Origin of the sequence: Sphaerospermopsis sp. FACHB-1194 (assembly GCF_014696235.1) — a bacterium.
In the GTDB taxonomy this organism is placed as follows: domain Bacteria; phylum Cyanobacteriota; class Cyanobacteriia; order Cyanobacteriales; family Nostocaceae; genus Sphaerospermopsis; species Sphaerospermopsis kisseleviana.
This window is the reverse complement of sequence record NZ_JACJPU010000027.1, coordinates 42,864-66,422: the sequence shown is the minus strand read 5'-3', so window position 1 is coordinate 66,422 and position 23,559 is coordinate 42,864. Positions and strand designations below refer to the sequence as shown.

The following is a 23,559-nucleotide window of genomic DNA, read 5'->3' as shown; positions in this document are numbered from 1 at the left end:
ATTATTTTAACTGTTCAGTGTTTTAACCACTGTCATTCCTTGAATCCGCCAAGAACCTTGTTTGCGAATTAAATCATAACGCACCCGCAAGCGATCCTGAGAAGTCTGTTGAAATTGATTTCGTTGATAAAAGTGGGTAACTTCCCTTACTGTAGCTTCTACCACGGCATTATCTGACATATTGCTGGTTTGATTGACAAATTCTACCTTGACATCATGTTCATACTTGCGATAGCGTTTTTCTGCTATATCCTGCTTGACAATTGATTGCCATTGTGGTATTGCAGAAACAGTTAAAATTTCATTTAAACGATTAATTTGATGATCTGGACCTAAAACAGCGGCTTTAGTGGATAACCACTTTTCAATCACGTCCTGGGCGATCGCTGGTGTCAATTGACCTTCAGGTACTTCTGGTTTGCTGCTATTGGGTTCAGGAATGGTGACTGGTGGTTGATTCAATTCTATAGCCAAGGGTGTTCCCTGGACAGTTGGTTGGGGGAAAAACACATTGTTAAACCATCCCCAGACTGTAGAAACTAACAACCAAAAAACTAACAAACCTCCCATAGATAGAAACACCAGCCAAACTAAGCGAGTTTTTGCATTTAATGAGTTAGCAAAAGTGCGCCGTCGTCGAGCATGAGAATGTTGATGTTCCGAAACCAGACCTCGACTATTAACTGCAACGGGCTTGCGCCTTCTACGCTTTTTAGTTTGACTCGTTACATCATAATTACCGGCATTGATTTGCTGGTAATATTCAGTTCCTGCCTCTTCTGCTGTCGCCGACGGTTCTGGCATTTCTGGGGTGTGACTGTTGCTGTATCTCCTAGAATGCCATTCTGGTGGAGAATAGTTAGCAGATTCGGGTACTTCGCTGGGTGCTGAGGTGTAAAACTCAGGATCAGGTGTATAGTTGTAATTTACTGTCCCATTACTAACCCCATGATTAATCCCATTACTAACATTGTGATAGCTGTGATAACGGGTACTATTAATTGTTGGTGAGGTAAAAAACTGTTTATTAATTGTAGTCCATTCATCAGTTGCTTGTGTATCTTTTGGTAAAGCTTCTAAATAAGCTTGTACCTGTTTATCAGCAAAATATTCTTTTAAAGAAGCTTGTTTTTTGACTAAATCTCGAAAATGAGGAAATACCTCTTGTTGTAACCAATGTTCACAGTACAAACACAATCCTGGTAACAAATCTGGGGAATCTTGAGATTTTTCCCGAATAATAGCTAAAGCTTCATATTCCTGACTTAGTTCCAAAACACGAGTTGCTTCTTCGGTTTGTCCAAGTAACAAAGCACAGAGAGACTGTTCTAAATGCACATCTTGGCGCTTACCAAGACGAATTAACATTTGCTTTGCCTGACGAATTAAAGCTGGTTGACTTTGGGCAAAACCCCTGGCGATTAGGGCATAAACTGCTAAATATGTAGACACAGCAGAAGGACGCTTACTTTCAGCTTCAAATAATTTATGCTGTTCTGCAACTGTCAAATGGTTGCGTAACTGTTGAATAAATCTCAGAAAATCATCTATATTTAAACCAGATTGGTCATTACCACTACCATCAATTCCACCCCGCTCTTCTAAAATACTGTGTAATAATTCTAAACCTTGACGGCGTTCTTTGGTTTTTTCTAGAGGTAGTTCCAACAACTCTAGAATTCTATAGGGGCGTAGCTTACACAGATCTGCGGCAATTTCCGCTTGCACATTAGGAAACAGACCTTCACGCATTAGTAATTCTTCCCCAGTTTCCAATGATATAGCAGCATTTTCATAATTACCTTGCTGCCATTGTTCCCGTCCCAGTTCCAAACAAGCTAAAGCCACTGTGAGAATAATATCTGGCAGTTCAGGACTGGCAAAAAATTCCTCACTGTTAAGATGAGATCCTATTTTCACCCCTGCGGGTTTATTTCTATTTACTAGGTGTGGACGACCTAGCTTCAGCACTAATTCGTATTCTCCCAACTCTTGGAGAAGCAATAAAGCACCCACTAATTCATCTGGGGCAATTTCGATGCTGAGACTTTGAACATCGTGATTGCGGTTAATGGTTTCGGTGCTGTTTTCTAATAGCGATGTTGCCCCAAGCCGATCTGGATTGTATGCTTGGGCTAGATAAGCCTGATCGTAGGTACTGCGTTCTCTGGGATTTGATAAAACCACGTAAGCTTCTTCTATGAGTTGTTTACGAGAGGATATAGCTGCAATGGAATATTCCCGTCTTGGCAATTGAACAATGCGATCGCTATAAGCTTGCCGCAATTGTTCCTCACTTGCCGCCAACGGTAGTCCTAAAATTCGGTAGTAATCAAGCGGAATTCGCACAGCCTACTTCCCCTGCACTGTGTTTACGTGGCATCTCCCAGAGACGGACATGATTAACCTAGAGCATTCCAGGCTTGTAAAACCGTGCCATAATCATAGCTTTAATAATACCGTGTATAATATACCAGTTGAGTGTATATCGTAACAGTTTTTTTTGTTTCTTGCTAAGAATAAATATATCCCCAGAATTATTTTCAGCTGTTGATTTAGCACAGCACCAGTATTTCCCCCAAGATATTACCTGATGCACTAGCCTGAAGTAAATTAGCTTTCGGTTATCATTGCCTTATGTATGTTTAATGTATCTTTGCCTTATTATATATATCTGCTAAATTATAGATATATTCTTATCAGACTTTTACATTTCAACACACAACTAAAGCTTTTGATAGTGGTAGAGATGTTGAACCAACTATAATATAAAATTCGTAATTTGTTTTAGCTGTTTACAGTGTCTTAGTAATAAAACTGCACTACAATTGATTAATCCTGATAACTTAATAACACAATATAGCACGATTAATTTTTTATGACCATTACTTAACAAGGAGTAAATTTTTACACAAAAAATTTCAATGACTGTGGCAACACCAAGAAAGAGTAGGGAAGAAGATTTTTGAGGCAGACCTGATATTAAGATCAGAAAATTGTTAATGGCTATGCAGAAAAACGACTATTCTGATTGCTAACTTAAAGAGCGAACATAAAAAGCCACAGTTACGACACCAAAGACCAAAAATAGGCAATAAACATTAAAAAATGGCAAAATTACACCTTAACTATTCCATACCAATCTTTTTTAAGTCAGAAATGAAGATTTTATAGTTAGCAGATTGACTTTTACCAAGGCTGCCCTATTTCCAGCTAACATTATTAAGACTTGCTTACAGCAGATTACAGAGAAATGAGGTGGAGAATCTAATTTCAAGGTCAGATACTAAGGCCGTTTTACTCTTGACTCTTGACTCTTGACTCCTGTAAGGGCGAAGCATTCGGGCAACCCATGATCAATTTTTGTCCAAGGCTATTTTCCTGTAAGGGCGTTCGCGAAGCGTGCTGGAAGCATCAGCATTCGGGCGATAAATTATCAATTTTGATCACAGGTTATTTTCCGAATGCTTCGCCCCTACTTCGCCCCTAGTTCGCCCCTACGACTCCTGACTCCTGCTATAACTTTAAAACCGTAGCTTTAACTTTTACGACAGGGATACTTCACAATAATGGTTCAAGAACGCACGTTACCCAAATTTGATACTTCTACAGTCCAGATTACCAAAGCAGAAGGACTGGAATTATACGAAGACATGACTTTAGGGCGCTTTTTTGAAGACAAATGCGCCGAAATGTACTACCGGGGAAAAATGTTTGGTTTTGTCCACTTGTACAACGGACAAGAAGCCGTTTCCAGTGGTATTATTCGGGGAGCAATGCGACCTGGTGAAGACTTCGTTTCCAGTACCTACCGTGACCACGTTCACGCTTTGAGTGCAGGAGTACCAGCTAGAGAGGTAATGGCAGAATTATTTGGTAAGGCCACAGGATGCAGCAAAGGGCGCGGTGGTTCTATGCATATGTTTTCTGCTGAACATCGTTTATTAGGTGGTTATGCTTTCGTAGCTGAAGGTATTCCTGTTGCATCTGGGGCAGCTTTTCAAAGTAAATACCGTCGAGAAGTCTTGGGAGACAAAACAGCAGATCAAGTAACTGCTTGTTTCTTCGGTGACGGTGCTGCTAACAACGGGCAATTTTTCGAGACTTTAAATATGGCAGCACTTTGGAAACTGCCAATTATTTTTGTGGTAGAAAATAATAAGTGGGCGATCGGCATGGCTCACGAACGGGCAACATCAGATCCCGAAATTTACAAAAAAGCCAGTGTGTTTAACATGGTAGGCGTGGAAGTAGACGGGATGGATATTTTAGCAGTGCGCCAAGTCGCCCAAGAAGCCGTAGCCCGCGCCCGTGCAGGGGAAGGACCCACCCTCATTGAAGCCCTCACCTATCGCTTCCGTGGTCACTCTTTAGCAGATCCCGACGAACTCCGCAGCAAAGAAGAAAAAGATTTTTGGTTTTCTCGTGATCCGATTAAAAAGCTAGGTGCTTATTTGGTAGAACACAACCTAGCTACAGAAGCAGAACTCAAAGACATTGAAAAGAAAATTCAGGGTGTGATTGAGGATGCGGTGAAATTCGCAGAAAGCAGTCCCGAACCAGATGCGAGCGAATTATATCGCTTTATCTTTGCAGAAGACGAATAGGTTGGGGACTGGGGACTGGGGACTGGGAAAGAAGCAGGGGAGCAGGGAGCAGGGGAGCAGGGAGCAGGGGAGCAGGGGGAAATTATTTGTATTTTCCCAATCACCAATCACCAATCACCAATCACCAATCACCAAATATGTTTACCATTACTGAACAACAACAACAATACAAAACCTACATCCTCGCGGATACTACTGCTGGTTCTCATCTGGAAGTAGTACCAGAAAGAGGGGGTATTATTACTCGTTGGCGTTTGCAAGATCAGGAAATTCTCTATTTAGATACGGAAAGGTTCGCTAACCCAGAGTTAAGTATTCGCGGTGGTGTACCAATTTTGTTTCCTATCTGTGGGAATTTGCCGGATAATACTTACACCTACAACGGTAAACAATATACTCTGAAACAGCACGGCTTTGGGCGAGATTTACCTTGGGAAGTGACAAACCAAGTTACTGAAGGTAAGGTTAGTTTAAGCGTAGTTCTCAAAAGTAATGAGGTAACACGCGCTGTTTATTCTTTTGATTTTCAGCTAACTTTTACCTACACGCTACAAGGTAATTCTTTGGTCATCGATCAGGTTTATCAAAATCTGTCTAATGTGCCGATGCCGTTTTCGGCTGGGTTTCATCCCTATTTTCAGTGTGGTGATAAGTCCCAGTTAGAGTTTAATATTCCCTCTGGACAGTATCTAGACCAGAAAACCAAGGAAATGCACCCGTTTAACGGTCATTTCGATTTTGCAAGGGATGAGATAGATTTTGCCTTTGGTCATTTGCGGAGTCAGTCAGCAGCAGTTACAGATCATAGCCGCAAGTTGAAATTGACCCTTGACTATGATGATATCTATGCTATGCTGGTCTTCTGGACGTTGAAGGGTAAGGATTTTTATTGTCTTGAACCTTGGACGGCTGGACGCAACTCGCTCAATACTGGTGAAAACCTAACTGTGTTAGCGCCAGGAGCAAGCAAAACTACCTCGGTGAAATTAACTGCGGATTTTTTCTAAAAAACAGTTGACAATCTAGAGAGAGTTTGTTATATTAAAAAAGTTGCGAAACGCAAAAGGGTCGCTAACTCAACGGTAGAGTACTCGGCTTTTAACCGATTAGTTCCGGGTTCGAATCCCGGGCGACCCATAAGAAGCCAAATAATGATGATATTTTGTCTGAATCAGGATTTAAGGATTTACAGGATTTTGTATTTTGTCTGAATCAGGATTTCCAGGATTTAAGGGTTGTTGGAGATAATGAACTATGCTAAAGACTGTTCAAGGAATCTACCGGAATGGTAAAATCGAGTTAACTGAAATTCCAGCAAATATCATAGAAAGTCCAGTTTTAATAACTTTTATAGAAACTCCAACTCCAGAAAATATAACCATCAAAAGTTCCACAGAAGAATTATTTTCTCCCTTACGAGGTAAAATCAAATACTTTGAAGATATCACCACACCCACAACGGAAGAATGGGGTGAAATATGACAATTAGTCCCGACAGCTTTTAGTCTAGGGATAGGTGGCGTTGTAGTTCGCCCTGTCGGAGTTATTCCCGGCAAATGAAAGGTATGAGATCTTTGTCTATGTTTTTTGGAACTATAAATACAAAACCACTGGAATGACAATTAGGTTGTAGTTTCACCATTGTGATTTTCCCATTGTTGGGTTCGCTGTCAACAAAACGCACCACTCCAGTCGCACCTGCAACGGAAAAGTTGGAGCTAGACAACACTTGCTGAATACCCTTCCGTGTAGGGTTTTGCTCTAAAGCTTTACTTAATACCAACACAGCATCATAGCTATTGACACTGCGCCAAGTAATCTCTGTGTTGGTGGGGAAATTAGTGATTTTCCACAAAGTTTGAGCTTGCTCTGCAAACGCGGAGTTAATTTCGTTCATGGGATGCCAAGGTATTGCCCAAACTGTGCGTTTAATTCCTGGTGAAGATGTAATCTGATCTGATGTTAATAATTCAGGATTGTAGAGACTATTACCTGCAATTATCCAAGATTGGTTGACGTTTGATTGAATGACTTCTAAGGCTTTTTTAATGCTATCACGCAATCCCACACCAGCATCAGGAATCAGGACAATTGCCGTTGCTTTTTGCCTTTGGGCTTGATTTAATGCTATTTTGGCATCAAATTTATTGCTAGCGAGATTAAAAGCTGGTTGGTGGTCAATCACATGACCAGATAACGACTTTGCTGATGCTCGGAACTGACTTGCTAGAGATTCAGCATACTCACTACCTTCACTATAAAAAACCGCTGCTTTGCGTTGTTTTAGTTCGGAAAATACATAAGTTGCCATTCTTGGTCCGGCAACAGCAGTACTAGAGACGGTCCGGAAAAAAAAGGAACCTTTGAGATTATGGGAGGTTGCAGTAGGAGAAACTAACACTAATTTTGCTTTGCTATAAATAGGCAAGGTTTGTTTAGTGGTGTCGCTGGTATAGTGACCAACAACAGCTAGTAAATCACGATACTTTACCAAACGCTGGGCAACTTTGCGGGCAGTATTGAGGATTGCACCTTTAGCATTTGGACGATTACTATCATCAGCAATGATAATTCGCAGAGGCTGACCTTTTTCTAGTGCCTCAGTTTGAGCTTGAGCCGCACCCCTGAGTATTTGTAGACCCATAGCAGTAGAACGTTCTAGGGAAACTGCAACGGCAATTGTATAAATCTTATTGGCTGGGAATTGGATTTGAATTTTGGCATTATTGAGGTAGATTAAAGTTTCTGCATCTGCTTCTTGATTGAAAGCGTCTTGAAATAAAATCACAGCCTTCGCAAAATTTTGCTGGCGATATTTTTCAATAGCTAATTGTTTGGCTGGTGGAGGCTGACCATTTCCCCAAAAACTACTAGGAATCAGACTTTCTTCGCCGCAACTGAGATGATCGTATAGTATTTGGTCACAAGTGCGAGGCATAGTAATTTCTTGATATATTTGTTTACCACCAATTAGCAGCAAAACACCACAAGTTGTTGTTAATAATAATTTTTGCCATTGCAGGTGGGGATGTTTTTCAAGCTGCGTGATTTGCTCAAGAATAACTTGCGCGTTTTTTGGGCGTTGCTTATAGTCAGCAACGGTCATTGTTTGAATTAGGGTAATTAATTTTCTCGGAGTTTTTGGGTCTGTGATATATTTAGACCAATTACGTAAATCTTGATAGTTATCGCTGGCCGGGTCAATACCTGTCAGTAAATAAATCAAAGTCCGACCCAGTGCATAAAAATCTGATTGTAAAACAGCGTAACCGTCACGTTGTTCGGGAGCAGTGTAACCAATGGAATGAATAACTGTCACCTGCTTACCGTTAACAATAGTTTGGGTTAATTTCCGTGCAGTCCCAAAATCAATTAACACTAATTTGCCATCAGGACGAAGCATAATATTTGCAGGTTTAATATCCCGATGGAACAACTTCTGCTCATGAACGAATTGCAAAATCTCCGTTATTTGGGTCAGCCAATTTAATGCTATTTTATAAGATGTTAAATATTTATTTTTAGATAGCCAAGTTTGTAAATCTTGTCCTGGTATTTTCTCCATGACAAAACAGCGTAATTGGCGATTTGTATTTAAAACAAGCGGAAATATCACTTCACCAACAGGTAACCCAGGATGTCGTAAACTGATCAGAATTGATGCTTCTTGCTCAAAGAGTCTCTCTAGTTCTGGTGAGACTTCCTTGAGAGATTTAAGAACTTTCGGCTTTTCTGGGTTAACTAAATCTTGAATTTCAAATACTTCTGTATACCTTGTATAGTTATCTTGTTCAGCTTGCAAGGGATGTTTGATTAAATAGCGATTTTGTAGTATCAGCGGCGTTTGACAGTTTTGACATACGGCACAATTATCAGGATTTTTGCGCCGTGAACAATCGGGATTGATGCAATAAGCCATAAACTCAGGACGATAACCAAATAATTAAGCAAATAATTAAGCAAATAATACAGATATTTTAAATGGAATTACGCAAAAGTACCAAAAAGCTTACGTACCGTAACGAAATCATGTCATCCTTGGCGCTCAATAATGGCTAATCAATAATTTGTCAAGCTCACTTTTATATTAGTGACTGAGTGAGCCAAAACTGGACTAGCGCACACCAACTAATTCAGCGAAATTACTAATATACCTCAGCATTAAGGAGAAATCCATGAAGCGTTTTATCTCAACTGCTGCTGCTACGGTTACGTTAGTCCTTTCGTTGTCTACACAAGCGATATCTGCTGTGGGAAAAGCCCACGATCAGATTAAAGCTTCTCCTAGTACGGCTTTAGACAGACAATCATCCATCATCATGGAGTTGAACTCTGAGCAAGATGAGGAAACATACCTCAATCTAGGTGTTTTCTGCTTGCTATTCGGAAACTGGCAAGGGGCAATTGAGAATTTCGACCAAGCTATACGTATTAATCCTAACGTTGCTGAAGCTTACGGCATCAGAGGTATTGCCCGTTTGCAATTAGGAGACGTGAAAGGTGCTACTGAGGATTTACAGAAAGCGGCTGATATCTTTCAACACAAAGGGAAAATAGCCGAGTACCAAGAGGTAATGAACATAATTAAAGAAATTAACAATAAATCAACTGATGCTGTCATCAGTTAGAGATTAAGACAATCAATCATTTGTCAAATATTAATAGTGATGAAAATCATGAGTAAATCCAAAGGTTTTATTTTCTTGAAGCAATTTCCTTTATCATTGCAAATTGCGATCGCTCTCATTCTAGCCACCATCCTGGGAATTTTACTTCGGTACGTTTGCCAACTCAATATATTGCTTTATTGATTACGGTTGATTGGTTTCTTGATCGTTGTCGCACTGCAATTAATCTGATGGGTGATATGACTATTAGTTGTTTGTTGGATGGTCAAAAACAGCAAATTGAAATTGGTAAATAATTCTGAATATGTTCCATATTTGGGAGATGATTTATCTCACGCAGAGTCCCAAAGACGCAGAGAGAATGAGAGTTTTTAAATGCAGGCTTAAGATGAATCGCATTATTTCTGGATATTTATTGAATGTGACGCGCTACCAGCAAACTTACTGGCTTGTAGCTGGGGCAATTATCGGATATGTTGGCTTTGTGGTGATATTGGGAACGACTCGGTTAGTGATTGGTGTTGGTGGTGCGATCGCATTAGGAATGATAGCGTTTTGGTGTTGGAATGTGAACCAATCTTTGCCAAAATCAACACACAATCTATTAGAACGCGAGACTTTTCTGGCGCATTTGAAAAAACTTGAAACCCAGATAGATAAAAGTTTTCAAACTTCTCAAATAACTTGGCGACAAGCTTATCAATGGGCAGAAGCAACTCAACAATTCGCTACTCAAATTGCTCAAATAGAACCTAGTTTAATTCCCGAATTATTAGAGGCTTTGTATACCGTAATCTCTCTGACTCAGCAGGTAGTTTTCGCTTTAGTAACAGTTAATCAAGTGCAATCTTCCACCTATCGTCCCTTAGCCCAGCAACAGTTACAAATTAGTTGCGATCGCCTCCAACAAACACACGATGAATTACAACAATTACAGGATCAAATCCTACTCTCCCACCTCAATCATACTCATCCTAATATCAATCTTCCCAAAACTTTGCAATTGATAATTACAGCAAATAAAACCGCCCTCCACTAAACATATTCTCATCTTTGCGTGTTAAAATTCTATCATCTAAAAATAGCCATGAAAATTGTTAGAAAACTCCGAAAACACATCGTTGTCTGGTTTTTGTGCGGTTTAATTAGCACATCAATATTCTCTTGCACCACCCCCAAAGTAGATTCTTTTGAAAGTGCTTACCGGGTTTTAAAAGAATCTTTATTACCTCAAATCTCCATCGAAAAAGCTACAATTTCTGATGCAGTTGCCCAAGGTTACAGTATTAAAAAATTAGCAGAACCTTTACCAAATCTGGAAGATTTTCCTCTCTATGGTGCCAAGCCATCAACTGATAGTAATATTGCTTATGTTGAAATTTTTGGTTCAGCGGAAAAATCCAATGCCCAAAAGCAAGATGAACGTTGGTTGGTGGATGTTGCAGAAGCCTTTAATGCCAAGAAAATTACTAACAGTTCCGGGCAAATTCTTCAGGTAGGAATTCGCAATATTCCCTCTGGTACTGCCACAAGAATTTTAGCGGCTAAAAAAGCAAGTCCGGCTGGGTTTTCCCCTTCTAATCAGCTATTGTTAAAACTTTTGGCATCTGAAGGAGTCACAACTTCAATTATTACTCCCAAATTAGTATCTGACTTTGTTGGTTTTGTGGTGGATGGGAAAGCTAATCAAGAACTAGCAAAAAACGGTGATGTCACCTTTGAAAAACTACTAGATGCTATTTTATCGGGCAAAATCACCGTTGGCTATCCCAATCCTTACAGTAGCAGTACATCTTTAAATTTACTGTACACTTTATTTTGGCGGAGTGCGGGACATGATCAAGATGGTAAACCTCTCACTACCTCAGAATTACAATCACCACAGGTAAATTCGGTATTTGATAAATTTCAAAATCAGGTGTTAATTACAACGCTGACAACTCTGGAATTGAAAGATATTTTTATCCGCGACAACCAAAAACTACAAGCGTTTCCTCTACAGTATCAAAGTTACCAAACTTTGAAGAAACTGCCAGGATTTGAAGATGTGGTGTTTATCCCCTTTGGAGTAGCTAATGATAATCCTTTGGTGGGGTTTAATTGGAATACTGCGTCCCAAAATGAAGGTTTACGGCGATTTAGTGAATTTGCTTTATCTCCAGAAATGCAGCAGTTAGCCAAAACACAAGGCTTTAATGCGGATGAACAGTTCAAAAGTCGGGTTTTACCACCCATTCCTAATGGTGCAGTTCTGAAAGCGGCGCAGTCTTATTGGAAACAGCGTAAAGACGGCGGACGGACAGTTAACTTGATGATGGTTATTGATACCAGTGGTTCAATGGAAGGCGATCGCCTACAAGCTGTCAAAAACAGTCTGCGAATTGCTGCACAGTCAATCAATCCTGGTAACTATGTGGGACTAGTTGCATTTAGCGATCGCCCTCAACAAATACTTCCCCTTGCTCCTTTTAATACACAACAACACAAACGTTTGTTAGCGGCCGCTGATTCCCTCATCGCTGATGGAGAAACAGCTATGTATGACGGGATGATAGTCGGTTTATCAGAACTAATGGAACGTCAAAAAACTGATCCTAATGGAAGATTTTATTTGCTACTGCTGAGTGATGGTGAAGTGAATACAGGATTACGGTTTAACGAAATCGCCAATGTTCTCAAATATAGTGGTGTGCGTTTCTATCCCATCGGTTATGGAGAAGTTAATCAAAATGAATTACAAGAAATTGCGAAGTTGCGAGAAACTACTGTGAAATCCAGCGATCCGCAAAAACTACAAACACTATTCACCGAACTGTTGCAAACCAACTTGTAAGGATTCAGGTAGTTTAATCAATAAGGTCGATCCCCGACTTCTTCTTTTGATAAGTCCAATAAATTATGACTAATGGACAGAAGTCGGGGATCTGATTTCTTCAGAGAAGAATTACACCAACTTGTGAATAATTTGTAAATGTATGAATCGTTCTTTGTTCAAAATTTTAGGATGGGGTTGGGGATTATTTTTGATTGCGGGAGTGGCGATCACACAAATTTCTCCACGTGCAATTTTACTTATTGATAAAAGTTACTGTCCTCCTGAACAATGGCAGAAAGTAGCACAAACCTACGCTCAAAAATATCAAACTTCCCAATTACATACAGTAATTTTATTTGATGATTTGAGCCAAGAAAAATTCTCACTTCCACCGCAACCATCAGTAATTAGCCAGTTATCCACCTACGGTCGCCCAAATTTAAAACGACAATCTCAGCTACAGAAAACTTATCCAAAAGCTCAATTATTGAGTTGTCGTTTGATTAACAATTAAATAATCGCTGTACGCATTTAAGAATCACGGGTTGTAGATAAAATCTTTCCATTGCTTCATCTTTGATTGTTTCTATCAACGCTCGTCGTTTTAAAGATAAGAGTGCTGCTAAAATATCGCCATTAGCAGCATTATTTTTGAGGTTTAAGAGTATTTCTTGACGAGTGAATCCTTGTAATTTAGTGGCTAAAAACTCCATAATCATTTTTTCTAAAGGAGAAATTTGTTCTAGCCATCGTGTTACCAGGGGAGCAAATTCACCAGAGACTAATGTTCCAGAAGCAAGAAACTCTCCCACATCTCCAGCAAATAATTCATGGATGAAATTGGCGGCCATATTCAGAAATAAGGGATTACCACCATATTGGTTAACTAGAGTAATCCACTGTTGAGCATCAAAGGTAAGTTGATGATGCTGCAAAAGTTCAATTGCACCTTCCATAAGTCCACCCAGGGGAAAAATCACCGCACCCGCAGCAGTTAAAAGATTTAATTCCTCTGGTTGTTCGCGGCTAGTGATCATCACACAACTATCATGAGACGTTTGCACAACACTGCGGAGAAAGTCTGCATATAGTTCATATCCTGCACGATATTGTCCCCCGCGGTTACCGCCTAAAATTGCATCCCAACCATCAAAAATTAGTAGGGTTTGCGGTGCTAAATCTGGTGGTTTATCTGTTGCTGGTGGGTTGTGGTGAAAGGAAAACCACAGAGTTTGTTGAAAATGCGATCGCCTATTTTCTGCTAATTTTACAGCTAAAGCTGTTTTCCCAATACCTCCTATTCCTGTGATGACAATCAGGGGTGTTCTTTGTTCTATTGCTTGGCTAAGTTTCGCTAGTTCGTAACGTCTGCCAAAGAATAAGGGAATATAGGGGATTTGGGTTGTATTAGCTGTATTAGCTATGGAAGAATTGAGAGGACGTTCCACTAAGTCTTGCCAATTTAAACCCAAAACCTGACAAAATGCTTTAAATGCTGAGGCATCAATGGCATCACCTTTAAGGAAGCGTTTCCATGTCGCTAAAGATACCCCTGCTGCAAATACTTCGGCATTTTCCCAGTTACAGTTAGGTTCAATAACTTGACTGGTTTGTTCTAACCAAAGCGGATTATCAATTGTCCAACCTTTTTCTTTACGAGCTTGTTTAGTAATTTGCAATCCAGTCTGAGAAAGTTTTAAGCTAGGCATTACACTAAGTTGGTGAGTGTTAAAAATTGTCGTTATGACAAGGCAACAAGCAAAATAGCAAGAGTTGATGAATTTTATCCTGTTCCTATTCCCTGTTACTAATAACTAAATATCTTTAACCCGTTTAATTGCCACTAGTGCCTGATAAATCATAGCTGCAACTTCAGCCCGTGTGGCTTCTCTGGTAGGTGCAAGCAGTTTGGGATCTGGATAATTAACAATAATTTTGTGTTGGTTGGCGGTTGCGATCGCGGTTCTGGCATATTCAGGTACTGATTTTATATCAGTGTAGGCAGTTAATAAATTGTTATTAGCATTGTTAGCTGGTGGTAGTCCGAGTCCGTTGACTAGGGAAACTAACACCTGTATTCTTTGCACATTTTGATCTGGGCGAAAAGTGCGATCGCTAAACCCACCGACAAAACCACCTCTAGCAGCTATGTGAATGGCTTTAGCTGCCCAAAAATCAGCGGGAACATCTATAAATTCTATTCCTTGACGTTTGGGTGTAGGGTTAAAAGCAGCGGCTATTAAAGCCGCATATTGGGCGCGAGTCATGGCTTTATCTGGTTGATAACTACCATCAGCAAAACCTTGAGTTAAATTCATACTCACCAACGCCCGAATATATGCTTCTGCCCAATGTCCTACCAAATCAGAAAATGAGGGAATTTCTGTATCTGGTTTGACAATGTAGGGAGAAGAAATAACTTGTGCCTCACCTCTGGAAACTAAAGCTTGATAAATTAATGCTGCTACCTCTGCACGAGTAATTTCTCTGAGTGGTTCTAATAGTTCTATTTGGGGATAATTGACTATTAGCAGTTTTTGAGTAGCAACTGTGACTGCATTTGTAGCATAACTAGGAATTTGGGCGCGATCGCTATACACATTTAACCCGTTAGGATTACTGCCTGTAAATTTTAAACCATTAACAATTGATACTATCGCCTGTACTTTGGTTAAATTTTGTCCTGGTCTAAAAGTACCATCGGGAAAGCCACTCAAAAAACCGGCATCAGCCGCACTAGCAATAGCTGAAGCTGCCCAAAAATCAGTTCTGACATCTTTAAATCTATTCAGGTTATTACTAGCAGGTAGTTGAAAAGTCTTAGTAATTAAGGCAGCATATTGAGCGCGGGTAATAGGTGTAGCAGGTCGAAATGTGCCATCAGGGAAACCACTAATAAAACCTTTATTCACCAAAGCTTCTACAAACGCCGCTGCCCAATGTCCATCTAAGTCTGAAAAACTGGTACTAACAACTTGACTAGGAGTATCGGCTGTAGCAGCGAGAAATTTTACTACTCCCTGAACTTGGGCAGGATTTAACTGATTGCCTACAGAAATCACTTTTTGAGATGATATATTTTGAATATCAAAATCTTTGTGATCACGAAAAATATTATCAGCCGGATCTTCGGGTTTACCCAACTCAGGAACAGCATTACCATTTACCAATAAACCACCTTGGGTATTTTGGCAAATCAAATTTCGTCGTAATACGGGACTAGCATCACGAGAAAGGGCTATACCTATCGAGTTATTGGCAAGTTTGTTATTGGCCACTAGAGGGGCTGCAAAATCGCTAATAGCTATCCCTACAGGGTTATTTTCAAATACATTCCGCAACACTTCCCCTTTGCTATAACGTGCCATCATTAAACCACTGGCAGCATTTTGGACAAATACATTATCTAAAATGGCGGGTTTAGCCTTACCAGTTGCAAATATCCCTTCCCGTCCACATTTACTGAATGTATTATTAGCTAAAGTCGGTGCTGTTGATTCAATCCAAATCCCAGTACCCTTAGAAACAGGATTGATCACTGTTACCCCTAACAAACTGGCATTACCTAACAACAGTAATGTGATATCTTGCCAACCAAAGGTAGGACTTTGATACTCACCACTGCCAGAAATAATAATTCCCTGACCTTTGTTAGATTCGTTACCTACTATGAGCATTTCCCCAGGAATAATCAGCGGAAAAACTTCACCTGTAGCCTTGCTATATGTTCCTGGTGCTAACTGAATAATTCCTGGGGTTCTGGTGGCTTTCAAGGCACGGGTGATACTTTTTAACGGACTTAACCGAGAACCTGTATTAGCATCGTTACCTGTGACGGGATTTACATGGAGTGTCGCAACAGCCATAATTGATAATTCAGGATTTATAATACATAATTAATAATTTATACTTTATATTAATTTCAATGGTTTTAGAAGTACGGGCGAAGCATTCGGGCGTTCGCGTAGGGTGCCGAAGGCAATCAATTATCAATTTTCGTCCAAGGCTATTTTCCGAATGCTTCGCCCCTACGACTCCTGACTCCTTGCAAATTATCAATTATCAATTGACAATCGAAACTGATTAACAACCTGATCTAATCCTACGGAATGGGCAGCTTTAAATAATAAGCGATCGCCCTCCTTTACATAAGTATTTAATCTGGTTACTAAATCACTATGAGTAGCAAAACATTCACAAGGAATTCCTTTTGCACTATCAGCAATAATTTCTGCATCTTGGCTATTAACTAAAATCAATAACCCATCTAAATTCAATTTCTGCACCATTTCCCCAACTTGTTGATGTAATTGTGGGGATCTGTCTCCTAACTCCTTCATTGCTCCTAATACGGCAATTTTCCGCTTTCCTGGTGTATCTGCTAATAACTGCAAAGCTGCTAACATCGCTTCTGGGGCGGCGTTATAAGTTTCATCTAAAATTACAATATCATTAGGTAATGTAAACCTTTGCGATCGCCCTCCTGGCATATTCACAATTACCCCTTTTTTTAGGGTTTGCCAATCAATTTCTAATACCTTAGCTACTGCTAATGCTGCTAAAAAATTAGTGGCATTATGACGACCTGGTAAGGGTAATGGTAAATCCATTCCTGCTACTTCTATAGTTTCATTGTCAATTAATTTCCCTTGAATATCTCCACCGGAAAAACCATAACTAATCACTTTTCCCTGCCAAAATTTCTTTGCTATCTCCATTAATAGGGGACTATCGTAATTGAGAATTGCTACACTATCATCAGACATTTCTGCTAATAACTCACATTTAGCTTCTGCGATCGCTTGTTCTGAACCTAGTAGCTCAATATGTGCTGTTCCCACATTAGTAATCACACCGATATTTGGACTAGCGATTTGTGTTAATTCCGCAATTTGTCCCCTTCCTCGCATGGCCATTTCTATGACTGCAAAATCATGTTCTGCACCCATTTCTAACAGCGTTTTAGGAACACCTATTTCATTGTTGAAATTTCCATAGGTTTTGTGAACTTGTCCTCTAGTTCCTAAAACTGCGGCGATCAGTTCCTTGGTTGTGGTTTTACCTACTGAACCTGTTACCCCAATTACAGGAATAATCAAGGAATCCCGCCACCATCTAGCAATTTGCTGATATGCCTTCAGAGTGTCGGGAACTTGTAATACAGGTATGTCAGGGTTTTCATCAGTATACTCTACAATGGCGGCAATTGCACCCTTGGCGATCGCCATTTTTACAAACTTGTGTCCATCGAATTTTTCGCCGCGTAAAGCTAAAAACACTTCACCCGGTTGTAAAATCCTGGTGTCTGTTTGGATACCCTTGCTTACTTGAGCTAATGCAGATGCAGATAAATTTACAGGATGGGCTGATAGAACTTCAACCAATTGGGATAAAGTAGCCGAAACAGACATACTGATCATCAATAAAAGTTAATTACCAAATCCTACAATCTTTGAGGACAGAATTGACACTCCCTACATTTTTGACGCGAAACCTAAATAGGGGTTGCTGAGAAAGTCTTTCCGTGAGGGCATAGGAGTCAGGAGTCAGGAGTCAGGAGTCAGGAGTCAGGAGTCAGGAGTCAGGAGTCAGGAGTCAGGAGTCAGGAGTCAGGAGTCAGGAGGAGATTTGAAAATTTCTTTGCCATCTCTTGAAATCCCCAAAAATGCACACTTTTTCCGGTATACCCTTCAAAACCCTTGCACTAATTTCTGTGTTTATCAGCCTCTAACCTTTGATATATCAAGGTTTTAGGTTTATTCAGCAAACCCTAAATCAAAATGTGGTTTATTTACCTGAAAATAGCTGTAATTCAAAATATGAATCTCAGTATTTTCGTGTTAAAATACCGCCAAGTGGTGAGATTTTCTACTAAAATGATTAAAATAACATCAGATTTTAACTTTCTTAAACGGCTATATAACGCTTTTGATCCCTTTCAACCTTTACCTGCGGGAGATCCTGCTTATGTTGACTGCGAGGAAGTGCGGGGAGATGGGAATATATTGGAAGCATTAGGAAATGAAATTTTATATTCTGATAGAAATACCTGTCAACTGTATGCAGGTCATCGTGGTGCGGGAAAATCTACAGAATTATTAAGACTACAACAATTTTTAGATGAAAAAGGGTTTTTTGTCGTCTACTTTCCGGCAGATGAAAAAGATATTGATCCAGAGGATGTTCAATATACAGATATTCTTTTAGCTTGCACTCGCAATATTTTAGCAGCATTTAAAGATCAAACTAATTCACCAGCTATATTAAATTGGTTAAAAGGACGATTTGAGGATTTAAAAGATTTCTTACAAACAGAAATTTTCCTAGATGAATTATCAATTGAAGCACAGGTTTCACAACTTGCCAAAATCACTACAAAAATCCGCAGTGAACCCAATGAACGCCGCAAAATTCGCGATTTAATTAATCCCCATACGACTACTTTAACTCAGGCATTAAATGAATTTATTCAAGATGTCAAAAAAAATCTACCTTCAGGATATGACGAATTAGTTTTAATTGCTGATAATTTAGATAGAATTGTTCCTGTTATCCAAGGACAAGACCGCAGCAACCATGATCAAATTTTTATAGATCGCAATGAACAACTGAAAGCTTTAGATTGTCATTTAGTTTATACAGTACCAATTTCTTTAATTTATTCTGACAGATCATCTTCATTAGTAGATATATATGGTACTCCCCAAGTATTACCAATGATTATGGTACAAACTCCTAAAAATGAACCCTATCCACCAGGAATTAATAAAGTTATTGAAGTTCTCCAAAAACGACTCACTACCATAGACCCTAGTAAATCTATTGTGCATTTATTTGACAACAGGGAATCTTTAGAAAATTTATGTTTAATGAGTGGTGGTCATGTGCGAAATTTATTATTATTAATGAAGGAAGCTCTCAAATACACCAATACTTTACCGATTTCTAAAAAGGCTTTACAACGGTCAATTAGCGAGTTAAGAAATACCTATAAAAATACCATTTACTTTAATGAATGGGAAGCACTGGCAAAGGTTCATAAATCTAAAGAAATAGTCAATGATCAACTTTATCGGGGTTTATTATTTAATCGCTGTATTTTAGAATATCGTTATCAAGAACCTGATGGAGAAACTAAATTTTGGTATGATATTCATCCTCTGATTAAAGGGATCAAAGAATTTCAGGATGCCTATAATCAATTATATCCTGAATAAAAAATTGTAGGTTGGGTAGAACAAAGTGAAACCCAACAGAATAACAGCAGTTTTGGAAATGTTGGGTTTACTCAACCCAACCTACATTTATGATTCTTATTTATCTAAAACTATGCCTCTAAAACTAAGTGAATGGGATAATGATTTACCCATAGAACAAGACGAAGAATATCAAGCCTTTCTGCGGACACTGCGGTTTACAGAAGGTTTTGCTTTATTATTTGTACGCTGTTCTCCTGCTAGTGGTGAACAATTAATTAGTAAAGTTAAAGAAGATATTCATGATCAAAAGATAGAAATTCTCAAATTAAATAAAAATGTTACTAATTTATATGTAGAAGTTGATCAATTACCTAACAAAAATCATATCAATATTTTATTCATTACAGGTTTAGAATCTGCATTGTATAAATATGAAGAAGCCAAAACCTTAGCAGGTTGGAGTAGTCGAAAAACCCATCATTATAGCTGGGAAGGTGTACCACCAATTTTAATTAACATTAACCAGCAGCGAGAAAGATTTAGAGATCAATTTAAAATTTGTTTTGTATTCTTATTACCACAGTTTGCAATTAAATATTTTATTCACCGCGCCCCTGATTTTTTTGATTGGCGTTCTGGTTTATTTAATTTTCCCCTAGACTCCACAACCCTAGAACAAGAATCAAATCGCATTATTCAGGAAGGAACTTATGAAAAGTATGTCAATTTAACTCCTGAAGAAACCAATGAGAAAATTATAGAAATTATGGAAATTATTGAACATGATCAAATAGATAATGAACAAAAAGCTAAATTGTTTTTTGAATTAGGTTATTTACAACGTATTAAACAAGATTATCAAGCTGCAATTTCTTCTTTCGACAAAGCACTGGAATTTAAACCTGATGATCAAGATGCTTGGTACAACCGGGGTAATTCCCTACATAATTTAGGTAGGTATGAAGAGGCGATCGCATCCTACGACAAAGCACTGGAATTTAAACCTGATGATCATGAAGTTTGGAACAACCGGGGTAATTCCCTACATAATTTAGGTAGGTATGAAGAGGCGATCGCATCCTACGACAAAGCACTGGAATTTAAACCTGATAAACATGAAGTTTGGTACAACCGGGGTAATTCCCTACATAATTTAGGTAGGTATGAAGAGGCGATCGCATCCTACGACAAAGCACTGGAATTTAAACCTGATGATCATGAAGCTTGGTACAACCGGGGTATTTCCCTAGATAATTTAGGAAGGTATGAAGAGGCGATCGCATCCTACGACAAAGCACTGGAATTTAAACCTGATAAACATGAAGCTTGGTACAACCGGGGTAATTCCCTAGATGATTTAGGAAGGTATGAAGAGGCGATCGCATCCTACGACAAAGCACTGGAATTTAAACCTGATAAACATAAAGCTTGGTACAACCGGGGTATTTCCCTACGTAATTTAGGTAGGTATGAAGAGGCGATCGCATCCTACGACAAAGCACTGGAATTTAAACCTGATCAACATGAAGCTTGGAACAACCGGGGTAATTCCCTAGATGATTTAGGAAGGTATGAAGAGGCGATCGCATCCTACGACAAAGCACTGGAATTTAAACCTGATAAACATGAAGCTTGGAACAACCGGGGTAATTCCCTAGATGATTTAGGAAGGTATGAAGAGGCGATCGCATCCTACGACAAAGCACTGGAATTTAAACCTGATGATCATGCAGCTTGGTACAACCGGGGTAATTCCCTACGTAATTTAGGTAGGTATGAAGAGGCGATCGCATCCTACGACAAAGCACTGGAATTTAAACCTGATAAACATGAAGCTTGGTACAACAAAGCTTGTAGTTATGCTCTACAAGGTAATATTAATCAAGCAATTGCAAATCTGCAAACAGCAATTAATTTGCATCCTGAGACAGTTAAAGAATGGGTAAAAACTGACTCAGATTTTGATGCTATTCGGGAGGATGTACGTTTTCAATCTTTATAAATCAAAGGTTAGAGGCTCATAAGAAAGACAGTAGGTGCAAGGTTATAGCGTCTTGAGTCTGAAAAACCGTATGGCTGATGCTCACGGCAAAACTTTGCACTTTTGTAGGTAGCCAGAGATGAAAAAATGTTTTTAACTCTCCTCCTGACTCCTCTACGGGCGTTCGCGAAGCGTGCTGGAAGCATCAGCATTCGGAAAATATGCTTGGACAAAAATTTATAATTAGTCGCCCTAATGCTTCGCCCCTACCACTTCTGACTCCTGACTCCTAGCCCTAACGAAAGGACTTTTTCAGCAAGCCCGAATTAAAAATTAAAACTTTTGCTTTGGTGAAAGACACCCAAAGGTGTGAATTTAGTGTTCTCCTGTTTTTTCAATTGTTTCAATAACTGCTAAACCTATACCAGAAGCTGCAATTAACAGGACTGCTGAGATCAGATAGGCACTGGTCAGCATTCGGAGGGCTTCGTCAAAAAAAATGTAGGTGGTCATCTGTTCACCTTCTGAACTTTAAGCGGCTACTAGTGTTATTTAGTGTAATTTCTTTCTTCACACCCTGATAAGTCAATTTCGGTGATTAACTCCTAGCAATACCATCTTAACAAAACTTTAGCTATTTCAAAACCCCATGACAAAATTTTCTAGCTAAAGATTTGAGGAAATTAACCCAGATTTAGTAAAAACCTATATGACAAGGGAATAGGGAACAGGGAATAGGGAATAGGGAATAGGTTTTTGGATATTTTACTTTTCGTTACATAGTTCGGTTTTTTCTGTTTACCTACTTACAAACAAGCTTGAACTGTAGAAATTACTGATTTTGATAATGATAGTAATTCATAACCTCCTTCTAAACCAAATAAGACTTTTCTAGTTACGCCTAAACAATATTGAGTAAATAAACCAAAATCTTCGGGTTGCAAAGAGATACTTGCTAAAGGATCGGCTTCTAGAGCATCATAACCAGCACTAACAATCAATAAATCTGCATGAAAGTTGTTTAAAAACGGTAGTATTTTGTATTGCCACAAAGGTTGATAGACGCTGATATCACTGCCAGGGGGTAGAGGTAAATTTAAAACATTTTTGTAAAAGCCTTGTTCGGAAGCTCTTCCCGTACCAGGGTAAGCTGGGTATTGATGTAAAGAACAATAGGCAATTTCTGGGTAACTTTCTACTATGGCTTGAGTACCATTTCCGTGATGTACATCCCAGTCTAAGATGGCGACACGGTTAATACCTGGTTGTTGTAAGGCATATAAAGCGGCGATCGCTGCATTAGAAAATAAGCAAAACCCCATTCCTGTATTACTTTCGGCATGGTGTCCAGGGGGACGTGCTAACACAAAGGCGGGATTTTCTCTACTTAAAACCTCATTCACCCCATCTAACCAAGCACTTACAGCTAACAAAGCTACATCATAACTGCGGGGGGAAACTGGGGTATCTCCATCTAAATAACCACCACCAGTAGTTGCAATATGTTTCAGTTTTTCAATGTATGTTGCAGTGTGGGCGGTTTCTATCCAAGACATTAACTCCTGTTTAACTGGTGTGGGGGTTAACCAGTGGATTTTTTGGGCAAAGTCAGCAGTTTTTAAAGCCGTGACAACAGCACTTAAACGTTCTGGTTTTTCTGGGTGGTAGCGTCCGGTTTGGTGTTCGAGAAATTCATCGGAATAAATAATTGGTAGCATGGGCGGGAATAGCAAAATACTGAATGCAATTCTAGCCTGACTGTTCCTTGCTGTAACCAGTTATGATTTTTTCTGTACTTCAATCTAAACTTCAATCTAATGCTAACAAGCGAGGAATTGTTTCTAATTTAGCTTTAAGTTCTCCTTCTTCTCTACCTTCTTCTAACGCTTCTTGATCAAATCGTGTTTGTTTTAAAGCTGTTACACAGCTAAATTGTATAATTCTAATATGAATAAATCCGAAAAATTTACAGGTAAAGGTTTTTAGCTATTTTTACTTGTACTGAGCGACTTGTACTGAGCCTGTCCTGAGCCTGTCCTGAGCCTGTCCTGAGCCTGTCCTGAGCCTGTCCTGAGCCTGTCCTGAGCCTGTCCTGAGCGGTGTCGAAGGGCGGTGTCGAAGGGCGGTGTCGAAGGGCGGTGTCGAAGGGCGGTGTCGAAGGGCGGTGTCGAAGTAAGCCGAAGTGCTTTCAAAAAGTGCCAGCTTTTATGAGGTGGCAAGTGAAAAACCCTGCACTTACAGCAGTTTTCATGTCTTTAGACCACGGTAAGGGCGAAGCATTCGGACAATTAATTATCGGTTTTTACCTAAGACTATCATCCGAATGCTT

The 23,559-nt window shown here is 39.4% G+C and carries 17 protein-coding genes, 1 tRNA gene and 1 pseudogene; 12 read left to right on the top strand and 7 right to left on the bottom strand.

Features of this window, described 5'->3' with window-relative positions; genetic code table 11:
* Window positions 1-6 precede the first annotated feature (6 nt).
* Window positions 7-2,349 (bottom strand): IMS domain-containing protein, encoded by a 2,343-nt coding sequence (locus H6F45_RS16160; RefSeq protein WP_190347684.1) that lies wholly within the window; start codon window positions 2,347-2,349, stop codon window positions 7-9.
* A gap of 1,220 nt (window positions 2,350-3,569) precedes the next feature.
* On the opposite strand from H6F45_RS16160, the gene pdhA reads away from it, so the two are divergent.
* From pdhA to H6F45_RS26615, 4 genes are all read left to right on the top strand, one after another.
* The gene (gene pdhA / locus H6F45_RS16155; RefSeq protein ID WP_096571175.1) at window positions 3,570-4,607 is read left to right on the top strand and encodes a pyruvate dehydrogenase (acetyl-transferring) E1 component subunit alpha; all 1,038 of its coding nucleotides are present in this window, start codon (window positions 3,570-3,572) and stop codon (window positions 4,605-4,607) included.
* Between the two features lie 137 nt (window positions 4,608-4,744).
* Window positions 4,745-5,614 carry an aldose epimerase gene (locus H6F45_RS16150; protein ID WP_137666482.1) on the top strand — a complete coding sequence of 290 codons (870 nt, stop codon included), beginning with the start codon at window positions 4,745-4,747 and terminating at the stop codon, window positions 5,612-5,614.
* Between the two features lie 58 nt (window positions 5,615-5,672).
* Window positions 5,673-5,744 (top strand) — tRNA-Lys (locus tag H6F45_RS16145).
* Between the two features lie 117 nt (window positions 5,745-5,861).
* Window positions 5,862-6,089, top strand: coding sequence for a hypothetical protein (locus H6F45_RS26615; RefSeq protein ID WP_228052002.1), 228 nt, complete (start codon window positions 5,862-5,864; stop codon window positions 6,087-6,089).
* 61 nt (window positions 6,090-6,150) lie between these two features.
* Here the strand turns inward: H6F45_RS26615 and H6F45_RS16135 are convergent, their stop codons facing one another.
* Window positions 6,151-8,526 carry a bifunctional serine/threonine-protein kinase/ABC transporter substrate-binding protein gene (locus H6F45_RS16135; protein ID WP_190347683.1) on the bottom strand — a complete coding sequence of 792 codons (2,376 nt, stop codon included), beginning with the start codon at window positions 8,524-8,526 and terminating at the stop codon, window positions 6,151-6,153.
* A 256-nt stretch (window positions 8,527-8,782) separates the two neighbouring features.
* On the opposite strand from H6F45_RS16135, the gene H6F45_RS16130 reads away from it, so the two are divergent.
* The 5 genes and pseudogenes from H6F45_RS16130 (at window position 8,783) to H6F45_RS16110 (ending at window position 12,564) form a co-directional block, all read left to right on the top strand.
* The gene (locus tag H6F45_RS16130) at window positions 8,783-9,235 is read left to right on the top strand and encodes a tetratricopeptide repeat protein (protein WP_137666480.1); all 453 of its coding nucleotides are present in this window, start codon (window positions 8,783-8,785) and stop codon (window positions 9,233-9,235) included.
* Window positions 9,236-9,375: 140 nt separating this feature from the next.
* Window positions 9,376-9,531, top strand: a pseudogene (locus H6F45_RS16125) (cation:dicarboxylase symporter family transporter); the annotation flags it as partial.
* Between the two features lie 92 nt (window positions 9,532-9,623).
* Window positions 9,624-10,274 (top strand): hypothetical protein, encoded by a 651-nt coding sequence (locus H6F45_RS16120; protein ID WP_190347682.1) that lies wholly within the window; start codon window positions 9,624-9,626, stop codon window positions 10,272-10,274.
* Between the two features lie 48 nt (window positions 10,275-10,322).
* A complete protein-coding gene (locus H6F45_RS16115) occupies window positions 10,323-12,068 on the top strand; it encodes a VWA domain-containing protein (RefSeq protein WP_190347681.1) in 1,746 nt (581 codons plus the stop codon).
* A 142-nt stretch (window positions 12,069-12,210) separates the two neighbouring features.
* On the top strand, window positions 12,211-12,564 hold the full coding sequence (locus tag H6F45_RS16110) for a hypothetical protein (RefSeq protein WP_137666477.1): 354 nt from the start codon (window positions 12,211-12,213) through the stop codon (window positions 12,562-12,564).
* On the opposite strand, the gene H6F45_RS16105 is transcribed toward H6F45_RS16110, so the two are convergent.
* The 3 genes from H6F45_RS16105 to murF form a co-directional block, all read right to left on the bottom strand.
* Complete coding sequence (locus H6F45_RS16105; RefSeq protein ID WP_190347680.1) at window positions 12,554-13,759, bottom strand: ATP-binding protein; 1,206 nt, start codon at window positions 13,757-13,759, stop codon at window positions 12,554-12,556. The two genes, H6F45_RS16110 and H6F45_RS16105, sit on opposite strands and share 11 nt — an antisense overlap.
* A gap of 105 nt (window positions 13,760-13,864) precedes the next feature.
* Window positions 13,865-15,916, bottom strand: a complete 2,052-nt coding sequence (locus tag H6F45_RS16100) for an S-layer homology domain-containing protein (protein ID WP_190347679.1) — start codon at window positions 15,914-15,916, stop codon at window positions 13,865-13,867.
* A 189-nt stretch (window positions 15,917-16,105) separates the two neighbouring features.
* Entirely contained in the window at window positions 16,106-17,461 is a 1,356-nt protein-coding gene (gene murF / locus H6F45_RS16095) for a UDP-N-acetylmuramoyl-tripeptide--D-alanyl-D-alanine ligase (RefSeq protein ID WP_190347692.1), read from the bottom strand.
* 94 nt (window positions 17,462-17,555) lie between these two features.
* Here murF and H6F45_RS16090 point away from each other — a divergent pair, with 94 nt between their 5' ends.
* From H6F45_RS16090 to H6F45_RS16080, 3 genes are all read left to right on the top strand, one after another.
* Complete coding sequence (locus H6F45_RS16090) at window positions 17,556-17,804, top strand: hypothetical protein (protein ID WP_190347186.1); 249 nt, start codon at window positions 17,556-17,558, stop codon at window positions 17,802-17,804.
* A 131-nt stretch (window positions 17,805-17,935) separates the two neighbouring features.
* A complete protein-coding gene (locus tag H6F45_RS16085) occupies window positions 17,936-19,267 on the top strand; it encodes an ATP-binding protein (RefSeq protein WP_190347691.1) in 1,332 nt (443 codons plus the stop codon).
* Window positions 19,268-19,379: 112 nt separating this feature from the next.
* Window positions 19,380-21,251, top strand: a complete 1,872-nt coding sequence (locus H6F45_RS16080) for a tetratricopeptide repeat protein (protein ID WP_190347678.1) — start codon at window positions 19,380-19,382, stop codon at window positions 21,249-21,251.
* 354 nt (window positions 21,252-21,605) lie between these two features.
* On the opposite strand, the gene H6F45_RS16075 is transcribed toward H6F45_RS16080, so the two are convergent.
* Window positions 21,606-21,743 carry a hypothetical protein gene (locus H6F45_RS16075; protein WP_187039622.1) on the bottom strand — a complete coding sequence of 46 codons (138 nt, stop codon included), beginning with the start codon at window positions 21,741-21,743 and terminating at the stop codon, window positions 21,606-21,608.
* A 293-nt stretch (window positions 21,744-22,036) separates the two neighbouring features.
* Window positions 22,037-22,948, bottom strand: coding sequence for a histone deacetylase (locus tag H6F45_RS16070; RefSeq protein WP_190347677.1), 912 nt, complete (start codon window positions 22,946-22,948; stop codon window positions 22,037-22,039).
* Between the last annotated feature and the right edge of the window lie 611 nt (window positions 22,949-23,559).